Here is a 20,967-nt window from a genome sequence, read left to right as displayed (position 1 = left end):
GGCTGGGGGGCCGGGGCCGGAGCCGGATTGTCGCCGCGGCCCCGCGCGGCGGGCCTGCGGGCGGTTTGCGACGTTTCCGCGCATGAAGGTATCGCCGCGGCCCCGCGCCGCCCGTCTGCGGGGGATTTGCGACGTTCCCGCGCGCCAAAATGTCGCCAGAACCCCGCGCCACCCCCGCGCGGGCTATTCGCGACATTCCCGGCCATGGAAGCGTCGCCAGACCCCCGCACGTCGGGTCCGCGGGGGATTCGCGACGCCCCGCCCCGCGCGGCGCGGCGACGCCCCTACTCGTCGAGCGAGATCTGCCGGTACGAGACGCCGCAGCGGTCGAGGATGTTCTTCGAGATGAGGTTGTCCTGCGTGCCGCAGTACTTGTCGTCCAGGTACACGACCTCGCCGATGCCCGCCTGCACGAGGGTCTTGGCGCACTCGTGGCACGGGAAGAGCGTCACGTAGACCGTGGCGCCCGTCATGTCCTTGAGCGAGCCGCGGTAGTTGAGGATGGCATTGGCCTCCGCGTGGATGACGTAGTTGTGCTTGTCGTAGAGCGGGTCGTCGTTGGTGCCCCAGGGGAACTCGTCGTCGTTGAGGCCGGAGGGCGTGCCGTTGTAGCCCACGGAGAGGATGCGGTGGTTGGTGTCCGCGATGCAGGCGCCCACCTGCGTGTTGGGGTCCTTGCTGCGCAGGCTCGCCGCGATGGCTGCCTTCATGAAGAACTCATCCCAGCTGATGACGTCCGTGCGCTTGCCCGGCATGGCACTCCCCTCTCGCAACGTTTCTGCTGCTAGCATGGCGCATCTGCGCCCCATGCGCAAGGGGCGAGAAGAACGTGCGGCAACGCAACACGGCCGGGAGACGAAGTTGCTGCGGGCGGGGCGCGCTTCTCGCTTAGGGAATCTGAGCTGTTGCTGGTAGCGACGCCAACGCGGTTAGAGAATCGCGGTCGTTGCAGGCAGTCATGTCCGAAACGTCCCACCGCCCGGGCATGCGTCCCGGCTCCGTTAGGGACTTCGAGCCGTTGCGCCTGGGTCGCATAGTAATCAGGGGTCGCTGCAAGCGGGACGCTCTTCTCCTCCCGACGCCACCCCAACGTACCCGCAATGGCCCCGCAATCCTAACCGCGCGGTCCGGAATCCGCGCAACAGCCTCGGGGTTTCTAAGCAGCTCGCGGCGCAGAGGCGAGAAGGACACACCCGCAGCCAAATCAGAGCGCGGCAATGCGCCCGGGCGCGAAGGCGCTCAGCAGGCTGAACGGGTTGTGGATGTCCGGCAAGTCCGGGATGAGGCGATGTCGTCGTAGTGGTCCTTGGGGCGCTGGCATGCCTCGCCAGGGGTTATTCCCCGGCAGTCGGCCGGGGCGGAGACGTCCTCGTCCATCTCATCCCGGAGCAACTACAGCCCGCACCAGGCGCCCCCTAGCCCACCCGGCAGCACCGCGCAACGACGCGCTTTCCGCCAAACGCAATGCCCCACCTCAGGCGACCGGACGCAACCTCCGGCAGAGGCCTGGCATCGTAGCGCCTCTCCTCAATCTGTTCAAGCGCCTGGCCAGCAAGGCGCTCGAGCTCTCCTCTGCCAACGTCACCCTTTGAGAGCTTGACCTCGATCGTCACGCGCGGGCGCTCCTTAAGCGCGCCAAACGCGGCAAGGGAGCCGGGGCGCACCTCCACGGGCTCAAGCATGGCGTCGTATCTGCCGGTCGCCGCCCGCCACCTCCGTAAACCTGCTGACTATCTCGCTGCGGAACAGGCGTGCGATCTCCTGGTTGGGAATGCGCAGGGGGCGACGAGCAAGGCTATCGTCAGGGTCCTCGGTGAGATCGGTCGTCAGATAGCCGGCAAGATACAGCATGCTCCAGAGCGCGTCCGCCCTCACCCCGACGTCGGGAAAGACCACGCCCAGGTCAAGCGCCGACACGATGTAGCCACCAGGCTCGAGGAGAGCGTAGAGCTGCTCGAGCGTGTCCTCATCCGCAGAACGCACGGCCTCGCCCACCACGTCGTTTGAGGCGGTGTTGACCCAGTACACCCCCGGTCTGCATCCAGATGCAAGATAGTTGATGACGCTCCAGGGGTTGAACACGCTCGCCTCGCCAAACCGATATCCGTCATACCACTCCCCCATCTCATCGAGATGGGCCTCCGCCCCCAGATAGGACGAGAGAGCGGCGACCTCGGCATCCGTGAAGCCAAAGCGCTCGTCAGAGTCAATCGAGAGCGGGGACGACACTTTGATGTTGTTAAGATCGGAAAAGATGGACTCCTTGGAGATGCGCTGGACGCCCGTGAGGCACGCGAAGGCAAGAGCGGCACCGCCATCCTTCAGGGCTCCCGTGAGCCATGCCTTCAGAAAGGCCACGACCTCCCGAAGCCGCCCGCGCGCCGGCGGCGCAGCCGCAGGACGCCCGCCCTACATCAAAAAGTCATCCACGCACTCCAAGAAGAGCCTGATGTCCATGCTGTAGTTTGGATAGGCCTCAAGAAGACCCTTGATCGAGACCGACCTCACGAGAAGAACGTCCTGCAGGGGGCCCTTCAACCGCTCGCGCTCAAAGTAAACGCGCTCAGCGTCGTTTGCAGACTCCTCGGGATACCCGTAGATTCGGGTGCACTGCAGATCGTAATCAATTTCCAGCACAAAGTACGCCGCGTACGAGAAGTCCTCACGGGAGAGAATGGTCACCGATCCGGAGCATGCCCGCAGCATCTCGACAATCGGGCACCTCCTCTCCAGCATACGCAGCTCGTCTCTCATCGCAGCAGCCGAAGAGGACATTTCCAAAACTGGAGCAGCACCCTCCTTTAGGGCAAAGAGCGCAGAAACAAGCGAGAAGAACCTCCGCTCGTCAGGACCTCCCCGTCCAAACTTCATACCAACGCCCGTGACGACGTCATATGTCTCAAGCGCTGTAGCCCAGGCATGCTGCAAGCGCGTACGAATCTGCGTCTCACAGAACAGCCCGGAAAAGCCTGCGTGAGGAGCCTCGTGCTTCGTTATGATGTGCAAGCTCCTGTATCCATCATGCTTTGGGAGAGCGATGTAGTCCTTGATGCCGTTGCGCTCCTTGACCGCCGTGCAAGAAGCAACGACCTTGGCAAAAGCACGAACCTCAGCAAGCTCAGATAGAATCACCCGACAGCCTGCAATGTCATTCATCTCGTTGAGCTTTATGCTGAGCCCCGGTCTCCTGAGCTTCCCCTCGATAGTATCGATTCTCTTCAAACGGCTCACGACAAGCGCCCCTTTGGAGAGCTGGCCGCCGAGGTCGCGTGCTATCCCCTCGAGCACGCCCTCCATCTCCGAAAGAACCTCCTTGTGCGCAGCGCGCCAAGCGTTCGCGATGTCAAGGGCCCAGCAGCGCTCGTCTTCGGTCGCATCAGGGTTTGCGAGGATGCTACCTGCGCGCTTCACCTAGCCCTTCGTGACCGTCACGACAATCAGCTCCGAGAGAAGAGCGGGTTTCCACACTCAGAAGACGAGTAGAAAGATCGAATCGACTCATTTGTTATGACGGAACTGCAGCGATCGGCGTTGCCGCAGCCTCCCCTTGCCTCGACCCACGGAGCCTCGCGATGGGTCAGCTCGCTGAGCTCGTTTCCATCCAGATGGCCCAAAACGCTGAGGGTACGCCCAACGATTCGCCGCTCCCTCTCTCCAAGCCCGGCGGCGCCAACATAGTCCGAAAATGCCCCCGGACCCACAATGAACCTGCCCCTATGCGCAGAGTGCAGAGAGGGGCACACCGGGCCGTTGACCCATGCCTGGAAAGTCTCAGGAAAGAGGGGTATGCCGTCAATCACAAGGGAGAGCGCGTTGCTGTAGAACGCAAGCTTCTGCAGCTTCATGGTCGAAAGGTACCCAGAGATGTCGAGGATGCACTCCGCGACGTCAAATATGCTAGCCAAGCTCAGCCCCTCCCCACGCGTCTTGTCTGCAAGAAAATGCTTATAGTCTACCCAACAACAAGCACAAGCAGCCTGCAGACTTTACCGTTTGCCGCGCCCCGGGGAGACCCCCTATAGAGAGCCGCCCGCGCGCCGGCGGCGCAGCCGCAGGACGCCCGCCACCGCAACAACAACCAGCAGGGCGAGCACATACCCCAGGGCATCGAAGAGCAGGTCGCGCGCATCGAACTCCCGGCCCGGGACAAACGCCTTGTGCACCTGGTCAAAGAGCGAGCACGCCACGCAGGCGAGAAGCGCCATCCCCAGGCGCACCCACAGGCCCGGCACCCGACCCCGCACCCAAGCCCGCGGCCAGAGCGCCGCCGCCCCAAACAGGAAGAGGCCCTGCACGAAGAACTCGGGGACGTGCGCCCAGCGCCGCACGTTGGCCACGGAGAGGAGGGTCGCCACGACGTCGCCTCCCCCGCCCGCGGCAGGGGCAGCGCCCGAAGCCGTGGCGGCTGCGCCCGGCGCCACCGCCCGCTCCACGGACTGCGAGAGCGCCATCGTCTCCTGCGGCGTCTGCTCCGTCAGCGCAAACGTAACGGCAAAGGAGGCAACGGCCCCAAGCAGGCAGAGGACCCACGCAATCCGCCTGAGGCGAGAAGAACTGGATTCGCGAACAAATGTTTTCCGCACGAGATGCCAATCTCCATATCACCAAGGGCCACCGTCAAAGAGGTCCCCGCACAATCGGACCCCAAGGCATACCCGCAATCAGTCCAAGCTAACTTACAAAAGACACCACTCACGCGACTCTCAACAGCATGTAACCTTACCGCGCTCCGCCATTATTTGATATCTCACTGAAGACGTTGGACGACCGCGGTTTCCGTACCATGCGATTAAAGACAGACGCGAGAAGAACGGAAGCGGTTCGCACAACAATCCAGAGGACACACAGGAGGCGCCCGATCAGCAGCCGCAGCCCAAGCAACGCCAATACCCGCAACACCTAGAACCTAAAGTGCCCCTCGCCCAGACTACGCACCAGCAGGGCGGCATCCTTCATGGGAAGCACCATCCTTCTGGCATTGTCGTTCAGGGACCTAAATCCCATCTTCCGGTACCATTCGCACAATTCGTCAGTCTTTGCGTCCAGGATGATGAACCGACCGCCAATTACCTTGGACACCTCATGGGCTTTATAGATGGCGTGTTCAAGAAGAATGGAGCCGACGCGCCGACTGGACCTCTGAAGATCTCCTCGCACGGCAATTCGGCCGAGAAGAAGGCCCGGATGTCCCATACGCGTCTTGCCGTCGCGCATCTTCCTTGATAGGGACGCAGGCTCAATCTGAGTCGGCGATAACGAGAAGAATCCCACTACCCCGCTCTCGTCAACTGCCACATGCACCTGACAGAAACCAAGGTAGCACCAGTTCAGAGCCTTGTTCAGAAACCAATCGTCCATCGCTTCGTCGCCACACGAAAAACCAGAGACGAGCGTCTCTTCAATTTGCTCAACGGCGACTATCTTGTCCCATGGCCAGCTCACCAAATCGCCCTCAGAGGATGGACTCGAGCCAGCTAAAGTCATCGTCGCTCACCACAATCTTGGGAGAGACGGGAAACCTCGGAACATGATGGCTCTCCGCGGTATGGCTATCGCCGCACATCAAATCAGAGTAGTACGACTTGATGAGCTCGTTGGGAATAGCGTTGGAGGCAATCCCCGTCTGACCGTTATAAGACTCCCTCCACGGGCGCTCGCTGTGTGACAGCGCCTCAAGTTCGTCTCCACTCAACACAGAGTAGGACTCCAAGACGGCGTCAACCAGCACCTGGTCTTCGGCCGAAAGGGCCAACGGGTTCCCCTCGATATCTCTCGCAACGACGGACCTGCGGCCACGATGCGCACGAGCCACCTCATACACCACAGGGCCATGTTCCCAGGCGCGAATCACCTCAAGAAAAAGTGGCCTATCCTGCGTGACGAGGCACCATGCCTGGCAGTAATACAGCAGCTTCTGAAGCTGATACCCGCTCAGACGCCCTCTCTCGTTCAAAATATATGATGCGACATCTATTGCCCTACACATAATAGGCCCTCCTTCCTCAACGCTCATGGTATCTCAATTACCAGCATCTGTCCATTTGGATTAGAACATATGTTTGTTTTTCGGTCTTACGCCCCACCCTCCAAGACGAAAGAGCCGTTCTCCCTCACCATCTTCGCCGCTTCCTTCATGCTCGGCACGACATACTTCCTGACATTGGGAAGCGGGACGCTCAGCCCAGACAGAACCAAGGGCATCCGCTCACCCTCCTTTGCAAAAATCACAATCTCCTTTCCAAGCGCAAGTGCATATCCAATCTCGATGAGATCTCGTGGCCAACAACTTTGGATATAGAAGGACCACGTACTCAGCGTGCTTGAGAGCCTCGAAGTTCTCGGGAGGAATGCGGGTGGCCTTACCGAGCTCGCTCATGTGCTTAACGTCGACTCCACCGTAGAAGACCTCATATCCTAGCCGCTTAAGCTCCTTTGTCAGCGCACATACCTATTTCCTACCCCAGCCGAGAGCGTTTCTACGCCAGAGGAGTCCCCACTACAGGTCCCATACACACCCCCAGCACAGCTGCACGCTGGAATCGAGTTAACTGTTGATATACAATTTTTTCGTTACCTAAAACCCACGAGAAGATCGGGCCGAATTCATGATTCGTTCGATTCTCATCGTCTGTATCTTCTGCATCCTAGTTGTGTTTCGCGGCACCATCATTGCCTCCCTGCTGGGAGCAGCGGGGGACTTCATAGCGGGACCGCTCGGAATAACGGAGGAAGCGAGCGCGAGCCTAGCGCTGGCTCTGGTGCAGTTTGGCCTCGACTCCATCTCGGCGCTCGTCGCTATAGTCGGACTTTGGGGTGCATATGTCCAGCTGAAGCTCATCACAACTGAGAGCTCGCGTCGCCGCAGGGAAGAGGTCCTGTTCGATGACTTCCCAGACCCGAACTTCCGTGCCTACCTCAGAAGCAGACACCGGGAGCTGTTCAGAGACGACCCACGCGTCCCGCCCCTCGGGTTCACCGCGGAGGAGCTGACCCAGATCACGCGAATCGAGGTCACCGAGTATCCCATCGCATCCCTCGAAGGGGTGGGCGTTTTCGCGCAGCTTCAGGAGCTCATCTGCAAGGGCGCCCCCATCGAGAGCCTCAGCGTGATGGGGCTAAAGGAGCTCACGAGACTGTCTGCCACAAACTGCCGTAGCCTTGTAGAGGTTAACTGCTCGGAGTGCGAATCTCTCAGCAAGCTCGACCTCACCGACTCGCCCGTGCGCTTCCTCAACTGCTCGGGAACATCTGTCGACCCTAGACACATCGAGAGCCTTGGCACGCTTGAGACCCTCGTCTTCAGAGGCGTTTTTCGCAATCTCGACAAAGACCCACGCACGGGCATGCTCCCTGTATCCACGCTTGACCTATCACGAATGCATGGGCTGAGATCACTCGACTGCTCGGGAAACGCGATCTTCAAGCTCACCATCCCGGACGGTATCGAGGAGCTCGACGCAAGCAGCAATCCCCTCATTGATCCGAGAAAAGGTGGCCCACTGGCAGGGCGCCGCATTCGGCTCCCCCGCCCTCCCGAGAACCTGGAGATAGCCCCGGAATCGGCCACTCCAACGAACCTTCCATACGACTCCCTGAAATCCGGCATCGAGAGGGCGGTGGAACTCAGGCACGAGGATCGGGAGCAGGAGGCCTTCGACCTCCTCATCTACCTCTGGGCAGTAGTGCGAGACAGCGGGGCGCTCGACAATCTCAGCATCGTCGCTCAGGGTGACGTGGAGAGAATGGTCCTTCTGCTCAACGTCATCGTAGAGTTTGGAGCAGCGTGTACGCAGCGCTCGCTGAGACTGAATGACTGGCGCTGGCATGGGGTTGACATTTCGCTTGCCGAGGACGTGCGACGTCGCGCGGACCTCATCATAGCTGAGCACGAGGACACCAACCTTGACCTCTCCGGAATCCTCGAGCAGAAAATGAGGGCAACCAACTCGCTCGGTCTCGCCTACCAGCGGCCCTTCCCAGCCCTGCACAACGCTGAGAAGGGCATGTTGATGTCACGGGAGGCATACGGCTACTTCATCAAAGAGGGGCAGAAGGCAATCGCCCGATATAACCGCTCGCACAACGAGAAGGACTCACGCAGGGTCTTCGATGCCATCAGGTATTGCAGTAACTACCCCACCGCCTTGGATAACTCCGGCAAGGACAAGACCGAGGATGCCAACAGCCGCCCAATTCTAACGAAACTGCTCGGAGCCATCGACCAAACGGGGTCGTCAAAAACCCATAAGCTCAGAGGGCCGTGGGCGCTCGCACTTCGCTTCATAAGGAGACGGGAGTACCTCAATGCGCGAGATGACCTCAGGGAGGCGCTGTGTGTGAGGAAAGAGCTCCAGGACAAGCTCATCGTCCCCATGTTCACTAGGGACTGCACCAGATATTACCGCGCCGAGTGGCTCCAGGCGGGCACCCTGCAGAACCTCATGAAAGCGGGCGTGCGCGGGGCGGCACGTGAGTCCGAGAGTCGGTACAAGAAGACGATAGAAGGACTGAGAGGCCTCGAGGAAAGGGCGAACGGGAGGAACGCCGTGGAGCAGGGGCAAATCAGGACTGCTCGACTCGGTGCGCAGTACGGGCTTAGCTGGCTCTACATCAACACAAAGAGGTACCGCGAGGCATGCGAGCTTGCTCGGAGCACCTATGAGGAGAGGGCCGAGTTTCTTGGAGCAGATCACGTGGACACCCTCAAGGCGCTCGGTATGCTCGAGAAGGCCGAAGATGGCATGAGAAGGTCTCACCCGGGTATCCCTCTGCTGCGAAGGCTGCGCAACGCGCTGTATCGAACCCGATAGCGCCAATCCCGCCGACACCAAGCTGTTGACGACCACACATCTCGATGGATTGGCAATGGGATCGTGTCGCGAAATGTGATGTGAGCACCGGGGGAAGCCCATCCGACCTTTCCAAAGACCCATCGCCACCGCATTAGATCAAACGCACTCCAGGAGTAACTCAGCCGCGGAATCAGGAGCACGCCAATGTCCTCAGAATCTCGTTGAGTAATCGCGCCTGTTAGCACCCTCGGTATCGCGATTCGGCACCGCTCCATCCATCGCCCGATATTGCCGTTCGGCACCAGCCGCATTCCCGTTCGGCACCGCCTCCGCCTACGCTCGGCTCGCCATGCAACCGAGAGAGAGGGAGGCAAGACATGGCGAGGAAGATCAGGGCCAGGGAGGTCCTGCGACCGCTCGGGTCGGGCATGTCGCGAAACGCGATCGCGAGGTCGCAGGGAATGTCGAGGCACGGCGTCCGGGCGGTGTCCGAGGCCGCCGAGGCGGCGGGGATCGGCTGGGCGGAGGCCGAGGGGATGCCGGACGCGGGGGCCTGCGCCGCGCTCTTCCCCGAGAAGGTCCGCGACCGGGACGTCTGCCCGGACCCCGACTGGGAGCGCGCGCACCGCGAGCTCGCCCGGGTCGGGGTCACGCTCAAGCGGCCGCACGAGGAGTGCCGCGACGGGCGGAGGTCGAAGGGCGAGCCCTTCATGTCCTGCGACCGCCTCCGCGAGCGCTGCCGCGGGTTCGCGGCGAGGAGGCAGGTCGTGGGCAGCGTCGGGCACAGGGCCGGCGGGATCCTGGAGGTCGACTGGGCGGGGCCGACGATGCGGCTCGTCGACCCCGCCACGGGCGAGGCCTCCAAGGTCTTCCCGCTCGTGGCCTGCCTGCCCCTCGGCCGCCCGTCCCACGTCGAGCCCACGCTGGACATGAGAGGGGATGCATGGCTTCGCCGCCACGCGCGCGCGTTCGCCCACATGGGCGGCTCGACGCCCCGCATGGTGCCCGACGACCTCGGGACCGGCGCGGGGGCCCGCCCGCGCGAGGGCGAGGTCGAGCCGAGCGGGGCCTATCGCGAGATGGCCGCCCGCCACGGCTCGGCGGTGATGCCGGCGCGCGTCGCGGCGCCGCGCGACAAGCCGGGCGCGGAGAACGAGGCGCGGCAGGCCGCCCCGGAGGTCATCGCCGCGCTGCGGGACGAGGCCTTCGCCGACTTCAACCAGCCCAAGAGGGCCGTGGCGGAGAAGCTCGAGGAGCGCGACTCGAGGCCCTCCTCCAAGCGCGAGGGCGCGCGCCGGGAGGCCTTCGAGGAGCGGGAGGGGCCGCTCCCGAGGCCGCTGCCGGCGGTGCCCCACGAGGCCTGCGAGTGGGCCTGCGGCAGGAGGGTGCGGCGCGACTGCCACGTCGCCCACAGGCGCAGCTGCTGCTCGGTGAGCCGCCTCGCCGTGGGCAGGACGGTGGACCTGAGGGCCACCGACGCCACCGCGGGGGTCTTCCTCGCCGGCGAGCGGCTGGCGCCGCGCCCGCTCCTCCCGTCGTTCGCGAGGAGCCGCTGCCCGACCCGTGCCGGCGACCTCTGTGTTTTGTCAACTAGATTTGAGCAAAATGAGCACCGGAATCTGAGCAGCCTGCGCACGCGACGTGCGCAGGCTTTTTGAGCGCCTACCCCTCCCGCATGAGGGCGTGCCTCACTCGGTAGGACTCGCCCCGGAACTGGACCAGCCGCCCGTGGTGGACGATGCGGTCGATGACGGCGGCCGCCATCTGGTCGTCGCCGAACACCGAGCCCCAGCGGCTGAACTCGAGGTTGGTCGTGATCACCACGCTCTGCCTCTCGCAGGCGTCCGCGAAGACCTGGAACAGCAGCCTCGCCCCGTCCGGGTCCAGCGGCAGGAACCCGAGCTCGTCGACCACGAGCAGCCTCGCCCGCCCGATCTGGGAGGCCTCCCTGTCCAGGCGGCCCTCGTCGCGCGCCCGCCTGAGGCGCGCGACGAGCGAGGAGGCCGTGAAGAAGCGGGCCTCCATGCGCCTGTCGCACGCCAGCCGGCACAGCGCGCTCGCCATGTGGGTCTTGCCCGTGCCGACGTCGCCCATCAGCACGAGGTCCTCGCGGCGGTCCAGGAACGAGAGCGAGAGCAGGTCCTCGCGGCCGAGCCCCTCGGGCCACGACACCGCCGACCAGTCGTACCCGTCGAAGGTCTTGGGCGCCGGCAGCCCGCAGCGCCGAAGCAGGGAGGCGCGCTTGGAGGCGTCGCGGCTCGCGGCCTCGGCCTCGAGGTAGCGGGCGAGGTACTCGACCTGCCTCGGGCTGCCGGCGCTCGCCCACTCCCCGAGCACGGAGGTGGTGAGCGAGCACCTCCTGCCGGCCTCCACGACCCTGCGCGCGAGCTCCCCGCTAGCGGGCATCGGCCTCGCCTCCCCTCAGGAAGCCGTCGTAGACGGACAGGTCGGCCCCGCCCTCCCCGCCGAGCGCGCCGGAGGCGATCCGCCTGGCGAGCACGTCGACCGTGGCGTCGTCGGGCACGCGCCCGCCCTCGACGACGCGCAGCGCGGCCCTGCACGCCGCGTCGAAGCCCGACGCGGCGCTCGCGCGCGCTATGGACCTGAGCGTCTGCCTGCGGCCGGCGGCGCCCGTGCGGTCGATGCCCTCGACCAGCCCCTCGGGCATGTCCCGCCGTATCGTGGACTCGCCGAACGCGCGCGGCCTGGCGACGATCGCCGGGACGAGCGACAGCGGGTTGCGCACGGCGGGCCCGGCGCCGTAGGTCCTCGGGAGCACCGCCACCCTGCGGCCGCGGTCGGCGACGATCTCGACCGAGTCGGGGCGCATCCCGACGAGCAGCTCCCTTCCGTGCCACGCCGGGCCGGCGACGTACTCGCGGCCGTCGACCTCGACGTAGCCGCGCTTGTCCGCCCTGGCCCGCACCCACCGCACCGCGTCGAACGCGGCGCCGGGCGGCGCGCGCATCTCGGCGAGGTCCTCGCGCAGGGCCTCCGCCGACGCCCGGCCGTCGCGGCACCCCGCAGCGGCGTTCAGGCGCGCGCACCCCTCCGCCAGCAGGGCGTTCAGCTCGGCGAGCGACCCGACCCTGGGCACCGGCACGAGGAGGTTGCGCCTCAGGTAGCCGACCGCGTTCTCCACCGACCCCCTCTCGTTGCCCGAGTAGGGGTTGCAGTACCTCGACTCGACGCGGTAGTGCCCCCTGAACAGGGAGAACAGCCCGGACTCCGTCACCTCGCCGCGGACCATCCTGCCCGCCTCGGTCGCGTTGTCCAGGACCAGCACCCTCGGGGCGCGGCCCCAGCGCGAGAAGATCGCCGCGAGCCCCGCGCACAGGCACTCCGACCTCTGAGACCTCAGCGCGAAGCACTGCCTGTCGTTGGAGTGGGGAAGGGTCGCCACCAGCAGCTTGAGGGCCAGCTCCTCGCCCGCGACGACGGCGCGGAAGTTGCCGAAGTCCACCTGGCAGGTGCCCGGGGCCCACTCGAGCTCCAGGTAGCCCTCGCCCGCGCCGGCCGAGCGCGCGAGCCTCCACTCGCGCACGAAGCGCTGGACGGTCGAGTAGGAGCCGGCGTAGCCCCTCTCCTCGACCAGCCGGTCGTAGATCCCCCTGGCGGTGTGGCGCTGCTTGCGCGGCGCGCCGAGGTCGGCCTCCAGGACCGACTCGACCCACCCCGCGTGCTCGCCGAGCGCGGGCCTCTCGCGCCGCGCCGGCACGGGGGCGGCGGGCGACATGTCCTCCATGTCGGCGTACTTCGCGACGGTGTTGCGGCTGACGCGGAGCCTGCGGGCGATCTCGGCCCTCGGCACCCCGTCGGCGTCCATCGACCGCATGTCATTCCTTGTGCCCGGGGGCACGGTCATCTCCTCCATCCTTCCCGGGCGGCCTCGCCAAAGTGCCCGCCCGGGACAACCCTACGGCGAGGGCCGCGCCCCTGGTCCAGGGGGCGCGGCCCTCGTGATCAAACTGCTCAATTCCTGGTGCACGCGCTGCTCAGAAGCCGGCGCTCATTTGGACCACTTCCTATTGCACATCAACAGACCTCCCCGAGGGGAGGTCGCACCCCGACTGGGGCGCGGGCCGCACCCGGCGCCGGGCCGACCGCGCCGGGCCGTCCCGCAGGGAGGTGGCGGGCCGCATCCTCCGGCGCGTCGACTGCGAGGGGCGGGGCCTCGACGCGGCCCTCGCCGTGCCCGGGCCCGAGCGCCGCCACGCGAGGCCGAGGCTGGAGGGGGCGTGCGCGATGGCGCTCGCGAGCGGCCCGCCCTCGCCCCGGCACAGGCGCCTCAGGCCCGTCCTCGAGACCAGCCATGGCCTGGTCCCCGGAACGCTCGCGGACGGCGGCGGGCACGGCGAGGACGAGGCCGGCTGCGTGCGCGGCGCGGACCTCTGCGGGGAGGCGCAGGGCGATGGAGCTCTCGATGGAGACGAAGCGCAGGCTGCGCGACATGGGCGCCGCCGACCTGCCGGGCGCCCTCAAGGCCCAGGACGAGGGCATGTGCATGGGCATGACCTGCACCGAGCGGGCGCAGATGGCCGTCGACGAGGCCCGCTCGGCCTTCGTCGCGTCCAAGGCCCGAAACCTCACCAAGCGCGCCAGCCTGAGGTGCCCGGAGGCCGACGCCCGCTCCATAGACCTCTCGGAGGGGCGCGGCCTGGACCGGCCGCCGATCACCGAGCTCGCCACGTGCGGCTTCGCCGAGCGCGGCCAGAGCGTCGTGCCGCGGGGCCCGACCGGCACGGGCAGGACCTGCCTGGCCTGCGCGATCGCCAGGGCCGCCTGCCAGCGGAGGATGCGGGCCTGCCACGTCCGGTGCCCCGACCTGGAGGGGCACTGGCGCGAGGCGCGCGGGCGCCCCGGCGGCGAGCGCAAGGTCACGGGGAGGTACGCGGCCTTCCAGGTCCTCGTGCTCGACGAGTGGCTGCTCGACCGCCCCGACGAGCTCTTCCGGGGCTTCCTGCCCGGGCTCATGGAGGCCCGCTGCGGCACGGCGTCCACCGTCTTCTGCGCCCAGTTCCGCCAGAAGGGCTGGCACGCCAGGCTCGGCGGCGGCGCCCGCGCCGGCGCCATCATGGACCGCATCGTCCACGGCGCCGCATGGGTCGGCATGGGCGAGACGAGCATGAGGAGGAAGCTGGGCGGGGACTCGGGCTGGAGCTCTTGTGCGGGCGCCGGTCGCGGTGCCGACCCATGCCGCGGCCGGTGCCGATTCGCAATGCTGCCGGTGCTGAATCGCGATAATCTGTGGTGCTCAGCTGAGTAGTAACCCGTTTTGGTAACGTCAGTCAGCCGGAATGGTACCGCCGGTCAGCCGCCGACGGTACCGGATGTATGGTGGCCTGGTACCGCTATCGGTCGCCCTTTTGCTTCGCGAAGTACTCGCGCATGTTCGGGCCGTCCAGGTCGACGTATCGCGCCCCGGTGGCGACTCTGTTCAGGATTGAGTCGGCCATGAGCTCGCCCTCGATCCTCAGGTACCACTCGTTGGGCTCGAGCTGGGAGGCAATGAGCGTGGCCGCCCGACCCTCGCGCGCCTCCATGATCTCGAAGAGGTCGACTGCGTTCCGCGTCGCGATCGGCGTGGTCATGAAGTCGTCGACGATGAGCAGCTGGACGGTCTTGTAGGCGTCCATGTGCTGGTAGTAGCTCCCGTCGGCCGCCGCACGGCACCTGTTCAGGTCCTCCATGATGTCGGCGAGGCGGGCGTAGCGCACGGTGAAGAGCCTGCGGCACGCGGCGTTGCCGAGCGCCTGCCCGAGGAAGCTCTTGCCGCAGCCGGTCTTGGATATGATCACGACGGTCTCGCAGGCCTCGACCCAGTCGCATGAGGCGAGGCGCGCCACCCGGTCGCGGCTGAGCTTGCGGTCCTTCAGGTAGACGACGTCCTCCACGCATGCGGAGGGCAGCTTGAAGCGGGCCTTCCGCACGAGCTTCGCGACCTTGCGGTCCCGCCTCGCCGTCGCCTCGGCCTCGATCAGCATCCCCATCCTCTCCTCGAAGGTATAGGAGTCGTAGGAGTCGTCCTCGACCATCTCGCGCAGCTTGTCGCCCATGGCCCTCACCCTGAACCTGGTGAGCATGTCGAAGTGCTCCTCGGTCAGCATCGCGCACCGCCTCCCCTCCGGTAGGCGTCGGCCCCGCGCAGCCTTCCCGCCGACTTCGCGCGGTCGACGAGCCCGCCGCCGTCCGACGCCCCGGGCGTCCGGCCCGAGGCGCGCTCGTCGGCGTCGGCGGCCCTGATCGCGAGGATCGCGTTCTTGAGCGCCGTGTAGCTGGGCACCGCGCCGAGCGCATTGGATTTGGCGCATGCCCGCTCGAGCAGCTGCGGCGAGTACGACTTCGACAGCCCGAGTATGTTCCTCGCCGGCACGAAGGCCTGCTCGACGACGGGCCTGCTTTCGAGCAGCCGGTCGACGGCCTCCCCGGTCTCGGCCCCTATCCGGTGCGCCCACGACGAGAAGCGCTCGCGCGACCAGGGCGAGTCCATCGTGGCGTGCGCGGGAGGCATGTGCCCGACGAGCGTGGAGTACTGCCCCTTGCGCCCGCGGAGCCTCGCGTGCTCGGCGACGGCACCGCCGCCGGACATGACGGTCACGCGGGAGTCCGACAGCCTGACGTCGACCTGCTCGCCGATCAGATGGAACGGGACGGAGTAGCGCATGTAGTCCACGGTCACGTGGTAGTCGGGGGCCACCTTGCAGCTGCGCCACTCGCACATCTCGTAGCGCTCGGAGGGCAGCGGCTGCATGCACGCGCGCTCCTCGTCCTCGTACACGGAGTCGCGCGACCCCTCCTTCGCGGAGAACGGGCGGGCGTTCAGCCAGCGCACTCGCTCGAGGCAGAACCCGTTGAACTCCTCGAGCGAGTAGAATGTCATCTCGTCGGAGGGGGCGATGATCCACTTCTCGACGAGGTCGACCGTGGACTCGGCGACCGCCTTGTCGCGGGGGCGGCGGACCCTGGCGGGGACGACCGCCGCCCCGTAGTGCTCGGCGAAGCGCCGGTACTCGTCGTTCACCAGCGTGACGTAGACCGAGGAGCGGTCCGTCGCCGTGGCGGCGTTGTCCGGCACGAGCATCCTCGGGACCCCGCCGAAGTCCTCGAACGCGCGGGCCTGCCCCTCCTGCCACGAGCGCTGGCGCATGTCCGCGAAGCCCTGCGCCCAGAAGCGGTCGGAGTACGGCAGGGCGACGACCATCACGTACACCTTGGTCTTTGCCCCGGTGAGCCGGTCGGTGAGCGAAGCGGTGTCGCCCGCCCAGTCGACGTAGGCCTTCGCGCCGGGCTCGTGGGCGAGCCTCCTCCTGGCCCCGGCCCTCTCCGCCGCCTCGGCGAACATCTCGCAGAACGTCTGGTACGAGTAGGCCGATTTCCCCGCGGCCGCGGCGGCCTCGCAGTGCTCCATCCAGAACATCTTGACCGTGAGCTTGCGATTGCGCTTCTTGCGCTCGACCAGCGGGGCCATATCGGGGACGAGGTGGGCGCTCTCGGCCTTCTCCCTCGCCGGCGGCGCCAGCATCCCGTCGACCTCGGCCTCGGTCATCGCGGAGACGTCGTCGAAGGTGACGCCGCGCTCGCGGATCGCCCTCGCGCACGCCGACACGTCGCGCTTGCTCGCGCGCAGCGCCGCGGCGACCTCGGACTGCGAGACCCCTCCCTTCGCGAGCATCAGGAGAATCTTTTTCTTCTTGGACATGGGCACCAGCCCCTTCCGCGTCTCGGCGCCCGCCCTTCGGGCGCCCCTGTCACGGATTCTAGGGGCGGTACCATTCGAGCCGATTTCCGGTACCGCTGGCGCTGACCGCCGGTACCAGATTTTGCTGACTCGCGTTACCAAACAGGGTTACTACTCATCTTGTCGGGCGGTACCGAGCGGCAATAACATCGGTATCAAGAATGGAGATTACTCATTTCTTGTCTCGACAACTCGAATCATACCGGGGCGGGCCGTGCCCTCCTTCCTATCTGGACGCTATTCCGCTGTCAAAGTGCGCAAGAAATTGTACGTTACCTGCAGCACAATATAAAGGCGTGAGGGGTATCGGCGACAGCCGATACCCCTAAAGAAAAATGAACTCGCTGAATGGCCAAGCTGGCCCAATGCAGCCAGCTGAAAGTTTACTTACTATTATTCCAGCCAATTACTCAAGCAATTCAAAAAGCCTTATTAATAGAATTAAACCAATTCCGACTAACCGTTATCGTCGTAATTACTATTACTAAAACAGTAGTCACGGTTTGCTGAACAACCGAATGGAATAAAACCATTTGTACAAACATAACAAGGAAGGCAATAAACGGCGAATATAGATATAAATGCAAGCTATGCTCTCTACCCATTTTAGAAAAATAATTGTCTTCTACTTTAACGTAACTGCCCAAAGCTAATAAACCATATACAAGAAAGAAATTTCCAAAATAAAACTCATATCTGCCGAAGCAATAAAATTCAAGAACCGTAATTAGGCACCCAATTCCTAATAAAATAGTAATAATTGGTCTTTGAAATTTAGGCCTATTACTACTCAGATATTTACCAAGGTAGAAAAATCCAAGGCCCTCAATAAGCCAGTTACGGTAAAAATATACCTGCACACCCCTGCCAACAACAATCATTAGACCTTCGCTCATTATCCAATACAGGGTTAATAAAATTGGAACAATTTGAATAGCAAGTCTATTCAAATTCAATTTATCAATTAGATAACCTGCCAGATAGACCATTCCAATCGCATGTAGATACCAAAGGTATTCACTTCCAAAGGCGCTACCAAATACAATGCAATTAAATACCGTCTTAAACGATATATCTAGTTTTGCCCACTTTGCCATCTCCGGATATGAACCCTTGGAGAACAGCGTAAAAATAGCAAACCATATAAGATTAAAGAGAAAATACAGATACAGAAAATGTCTGCCTCGATCTAAGTGCCTCGCCCCCATACTTTTATTAAAATAACCAGAGATTGCTAAATATACCGGTACCGCCGATCGTGAAATTGCAGACCAAGCACCGCCGAATAAACAATCTGGTAAAGGATCGTGAATTAAAACGACGCATATAAATAGAAGATACTTCAATAAGTCGAAATAATAATTTCGATTATTCGTTTGCGCAGGCGAAACGACAACATCAGATTGCATATTCATTTCCAAAGTTGATCAAAGTTCAGAAAGGGAAAATTGAAGGATAGTTTACCGACAGCATTGCAATATAGGTTAAAGCAAGCAGCTCCAAAGTTAGAGTTATTGAAATTTCGCCTTAGCGCCCAACACAGCCACTAGCCGCCATCTCCTGAAATTCAACTACGTAATAGTGAACTTTTGGGTAGTCATAAAGGCAGCATCAAACGTGAATAAAATTGATGCCTGCTGTCCTGGCGGCCGCTTCATCGGTAGGCATATCACCGTACATAACGCAATCGACCGCATTAGCATCGAAGTCGCGCATCGCAGCCAGTAGCATCCCCGGCGCAGGCTTACGGCACTTGCACGGACCCGTGTAGTCGGGATGGTGCGGGCAGAAGTACCAGGCGTCCACATGGACGCCGAGCTTCTCCAGCTCGACCTCCATGTAGCGATGGAGATTCCGCATGTCGGCCTCGGTGTAAAGGCCCTTGGCGATGCCGGCCTGATTGGTCACCACGACGACCTTGTAGTCGGGGTCCTCGGAGTAGCCACGCATGATGTCGACCGTGGAGGGGATCAGCTCGAGCTTATCCGGCTCGTGCAGGTGTCCCGTGTCCACGTTGATCGTGCCGTCGCGGTCGAACATGGCGAGCTTCCACGACTTTGCGAGCGGCGCGAGCATGGTCTGGGCGAGCTCGTAGTCCTCGGGCACACCGATGTCGATGAAGCCGCCGTCACACTCCGCCGCGCACAGCGCACCTTCGCCGACAACGCACTCGAAGAAGTCGCTCTCCAGCGAGAACTTCTCGGGCATGTCACCCAGGGCATCCCTGCGCAGCAGGTAGACGCCAGCGTTGATCAAACCCTCCTCGCACGGGCGCTTCTCGTGGAAGGCGGTCAGGGCGCCGCCGGCGTCGACATCGACCGTGCCGTAGCGCTCGAAGTCGCGCATGCGTTTGACGGCGATGACGGCCGAGACGTTATCGGCGGCGCCGCACGTGGCCGCCTCCATAGCGGCGAAGTCCACATCGAGCCAGGTGTCCCCGTTCAGGACGAAGACCCAGTCCGACTGGCACCTGCCGAGCGCCCTCTTCACGGCGCCACCGGTAAACAGCGGCGTGTCCTCGGGGCTGTATTCAACCGCCATGCCGCGATACGTAGAACCGAAGAAATCCTCAATCTGCTCGCGACGGTAGCCGTCGGCCACGACCACGCGGTCGAAGCCGGACGCTGCGAGCTGATCCATGATGAAGCGCAGGAACGGCCTGCCGGCGACGGGTGCCATGGGCTTACAGACATCGGGCACGACATGGGCGAGCCTGGTGCCGAAGCCGCCCGCCAGCACAATGGCTTCGCGGTAACGGCACATCTATTCGACACCCCCGAACATGTCCGCCTCCACTGCTGCGCACAGCACGTGGTAGGTGGGCAGGTGCAGCTCCTGGACGCGGAAGACCTCGTCGCGGGGAACACGGACGCAGACATCCGAGATGCCGGTAAGCTTGGACTCTTTAGATCCGGTGAGCGAGACCACACGCACGCCCTTGGCACGGGCGACCTTCACTGCCTCGACGACGTTGGCGGAGTTACCCGACGTCGAGATGGCGAGCAAGACGTCGCCGGGCTCGCCGTAGCCGTACACCTGCTGGGCGAAGACGCCAACGGCCGCCTCGTCGTTGCCGAACGCGGTTGAGAGCGCCGTCTGCGAAACGAGCGAGATGGCGGGAAGCGAACCCTCGAGCCACGCGGGGACGTCGGCGCCATTCACCACTCGATAGGCATCGGCGAAGGCCCTATCGACCGGGCGCTTGAAGCGAAAGCTCTTCATGAGCTCGCCGACCGCGTGTTCAGAGTCGGCTGCGGAGCCGCCGTTGCCGCACACGAGCAGCTTGCCGCCGGATCGGAAGGAGCCGGCAATCAGGACGCGGGCCGCACGGACCTCGGCCTCGCAGGCCAGCATCTCGGGATAGTTTTCGAAGAAGGTGGACAGGCACTCCTCGCCCGTCTGGGGGCACTTGGCATCCATTAGCGAGATCCCTCCAGGTCGTAGTCCTCGGGCCCGTAGTAGGCGACGGAGGTGCCGCCGTCCTCGAACTCGAACGGTATGTAGAGCAGGTCGGACATCGCCCGGCGCACGGACTCCCGAGCGTCGGGCTCCACGTAGAAGACGAGGAACCCTCCCCCGCCGGCGCCCAGCAGCTTGCCGCCGAGCGCACCGGCCTTGAGGCCGCGCTCGTACAGGGCGTCGATGGAGCCGGTGGAGACCTGGGAGCCGGTGCCGCGCTTGAGGCGCCAGGTAGTGTCGAGCAGGCGGCCGAACTCAGATAGGTCCGCCGACTTGTCGACGAGCAAGCCCTCGGCGACGTCGACCAGCGACAGCATCTCTATAAGCTGGGCAGTCTTGTCGGCAACCCGGTTGGCCTTCTGCATGTCCGAGGAGAAGCGGGTGAAGCCCGTGAAGAACATCATCAGGTTGGAGTTGAGCTCACGCTTGCGCTCCGGGGAGATGACAATCGGGCGAACGGAGAAGTCCCCGTCGGCAAAGTCGATGCGGTTGAGGCCGCCGTACGCGGCGGCGATCTGGTCCTGCCAGCCGCCGGCCTCGGCGCACAGCTCTCGCTCCAGCTTTATTGCCTCCCTGGCCAGGCGGTCTTTGGAGGCGTAGGTACCCTTCATGCAGTGGAACGCGTTGAGCAGGCCCACGGCGAAGGAGGACGAGGTACCCAGGCCCGAGCGGGCGGGCAGGTCGGCCTCATAGGCGATGCGCATCTCGCGCATGTCGAGCATCTGCATGGCGTTACGCACGGCGGGGTGCTCGAGCTCGGAGGGGTCGGAGACCCGCTCGATCTTTGAGTAGACGAGCTCCGTCGAGTAATCGAAGAAGCGCGGCAGGTGGCGCGCCGTGACGTAGCAGTACTTGTCGAACGTGGTCGAGATGACCGAGCCACCGTGCTCGTTGAAGAACTCGGGCATGTCGGTGCCGCCTCCGAAGAACGACATGCGGAAGGGTGTACGAGTGATGATCATGTCTCAAATGACTCCT

The 20,967-nt window shown here is 63.8% G+C and carries 20 protein-coding genes; 3 read left to right on the top strand and 17 right to left on the bottom strand.

Annotated features, from left to right (window positions below; translation table 11 throughout):
- Positions 1-284: 284 nt before the first annotated feature.
- From H6A23_RS06615 to H6A23_RS06575, 9 genes are all read right to left on the bottom strand, one after another.
- Positions 285-755, bottom strand: a complete 471-nt coding sequence (locus tag H6A23_RS06615; protein ID WP_204831412.1) for a deoxycytidylate deaminase — start codon at positions 753-755, stop codon at positions 285-287.
- Positions 756-1,415: 660 nt separating this feature from the next.
- On the bottom strand, positions 1,416-1,613 hold the full coding sequence (locus H6A23_RS06610) for a hypothetical protein (protein ID WP_204831411.1): 198 nt from the start codon (positions 1,611-1,613) through the stop codon (positions 1,416-1,418).
- A gap of 61 nt (positions 1,614-1,674) precedes the next feature.
- Positions 1,675-2,358, bottom strand: coding sequence for an AAA family ATPase (locus tag H6A23_RS06605; protein ID WP_204831410.1), 684 nt, complete (start codon positions 2,356-2,358; stop codon positions 1,675-1,677).
- Positions 2,359-2,409: 51 nt separating this feature from the next.
- Complete coding sequence (locus H6A23_RS06600) at positions 2,410-3,411, bottom strand: RelA/SpoT domain-containing protein (RefSeq protein WP_204831409.1); 1,002 nt, start codon at positions 3,409-3,411, stop codon at positions 2,410-2,412.
- Positions 3,412-3,437: 26 nt separating this feature from the next.
- Complete coding sequence (locus H6A23_RS06595) at positions 3,438-3,905, bottom strand: Panacea domain-containing protein (protein ID WP_204831408.1); 468 nt, start codon at positions 3,903-3,905, stop codon at positions 3,438-3,440.
- Positions 3,906-4,016: 111 nt separating this feature from the next.
- Positions 4,017-4,583 carry a VanZ family protein gene (locus H6A23_RS06590; protein ID WP_204831407.1) on the bottom strand — a complete coding sequence of 189 codons (567 nt, stop codon included), beginning with the start codon at positions 4,581-4,583 and terminating at the stop codon, positions 4,017-4,019.
- A gap of 316 nt (positions 4,584-4,899) precedes the next feature.
- Positions 4,900-5,442: a GNAT family N-acetyltransferase gene (locus tag H6A23_RS06585; RefSeq protein ID WP_204831406.1), complete on the bottom strand. Its 543-nt coding sequence runs from the start codon at positions 5,440-5,442 to the stop codon at positions 4,900-4,902.
- Positions 5,443-5,452: 10 nt separating this feature from the next.
- Entirely contained in the window at positions 5,453-6,013 is a 561-nt protein-coding gene (locus H6A23_RS06580; RefSeq protein WP_204831405.1) for a Panacea domain-containing protein, read from the bottom strand.
- 59 nt (positions 6,014-6,072) lie between these two features.
- Complete coding sequence (locus tag H6A23_RS06575) at positions 6,073-6,228, bottom strand: hypothetical protein (protein WP_204831404.1); 156 nt, start codon at positions 6,226-6,228, stop codon at positions 6,073-6,075.
- A gap of 377 nt (positions 6,229-6,605) precedes the next feature.
- On the opposite strand from H6A23_RS06575, the gene H6A23_RS06570 reads away from it, so the two are divergent.
- A complete protein-coding gene (locus H6A23_RS06570) occupies positions 6,606-8,810 on the top strand; it encodes a hypothetical protein (RefSeq protein WP_204831403.1) in 2,205 nt (734 codons plus the stop codon).
- 359 nt (positions 8,811-9,169) lie between these two features.
- Entirely contained in the window at positions 9,170-10,450 is a 1,281-nt protein-coding gene (locus tag H6A23_RS06565) for a transposase (protein ID WP_204831402.1), read from the top strand.
- A 4-nt stretch (positions 10,451-10,454) separates the two neighbouring features.
- Here H6A23_RS06565 and istB read toward each other — a convergent pair whose 3' ends face one another.
- Complete coding sequence (istB, locus tag H6A23_RS06560; RefSeq protein ID WP_204831401.1) at positions 10,455-11,198, bottom strand: IS21-like element helper ATPase IstB; 744 nt, start codon at positions 11,196-11,198, stop codon at positions 10,455-10,457.
- On the bottom strand, positions 11,188-12,627 hold the full coding sequence (gene istA / locus H6A23_RS06555) for an IS21 family transposase (RefSeq protein WP_204831400.1): 1,440 nt from the start codon (positions 12,625-12,627) through the stop codon (positions 11,188-11,190). The genes istB and istA (H6A23_RS06555) overlap by 11 nt, the downstream gene beginning before the upstream one ends.
- A 588-nt stretch (positions 12,628-13,215) precedes the next feature.
- Between istA (H6A23_RS06555) and H6A23_RS06550 the strand changes: the two genes are divergently transcribed.
- On the top strand, positions 13,216-14,058 hold the full coding sequence (locus H6A23_RS06550; protein ID WP_204831399.1) for an ATP-binding protein: 843 nt from the start codon (positions 13,216-13,218) through the stop codon (positions 14,056-14,058).
- Positions 14,059-14,143: 85 nt separating this feature from the next.
- Here H6A23_RS06550 and H6A23_RS06545 read toward each other — a convergent pair whose 3' ends face one another.
- From H6A23_RS06545 to H6A23_RS06520, 6 genes are all read right to left on the bottom strand, one after another.
- On the bottom strand, positions 14,144-14,899 hold the full coding sequence (locus H6A23_RS06545) for an ATP-binding protein (protein WP_204831398.1): 756 nt from the start codon (positions 14,897-14,899) through the stop codon (positions 14,144-14,146).
- Positions 14,893-16,491 carry an IS21 family transposase gene (gene istA, locus H6A23_RS06540; RefSeq protein WP_204831397.1) on the bottom strand — a complete coding sequence of 533 codons (1,599 nt, stop codon included), beginning with the start codon at positions 16,489-16,491 and terminating at the stop codon, positions 14,893-14,895. Before istA (H6A23_RS06540) ends, H6A23_RS06545 begins: the two co-directional genes overlap by 7 nt.
- Before the next feature lie 458 nt (positions 16,492-16,949).
- Entirely contained in the window at positions 16,950-17,939 is a 990-nt protein-coding gene (locus H6A23_RS06535) for an acyltransferase family protein (RefSeq protein WP_204831396.1), read from the bottom strand.
- A 202-nt stretch (positions 17,940-18,141) separates the two neighbouring features.
- Positions 18,142-19,293, bottom strand: a complete 1,152-nt coding sequence (locus tag H6A23_RS06530) for an HAD-IIIA family hydrolase (protein ID WP_204831395.1) — start codon at positions 19,291-19,293, stop codon at positions 18,142-18,144.
- A complete protein-coding gene (locus H6A23_RS06525; protein ID WP_204831394.1) occupies positions 19,294-19,950 on the bottom strand; it encodes a D-sedoheptulose-7-phosphate isomerase in 657 nt (218 codons plus the stop codon).
- Entirely contained in the window at positions 19,950-20,951 is a 1,002-nt protein-coding gene (locus H6A23_RS06520) for a GHMP family kinase ATP-binding protein (RefSeq protein ID WP_204831393.1), read from the bottom strand. The genes H6A23_RS06525 and H6A23_RS06520 overlap by 1 nt, the downstream gene beginning before the upstream one ends.
- Positions 20,952-20,967 lie beyond the last annotated feature (16 nt).

It is taken from the genome of Olsenella uli, from assembly GCF_016900775.1.
GTDB lineage: Bacteria > Actinomycetota > Coriobacteriia > Coriobacteriales > Atopobiaceae > Thermophilibacter > Thermophilibacter uli_A.
Note: the sequence above shows the minus strand (reverse complement) of the source record. Positions and strands in the feature narration are given on the sequence as shown.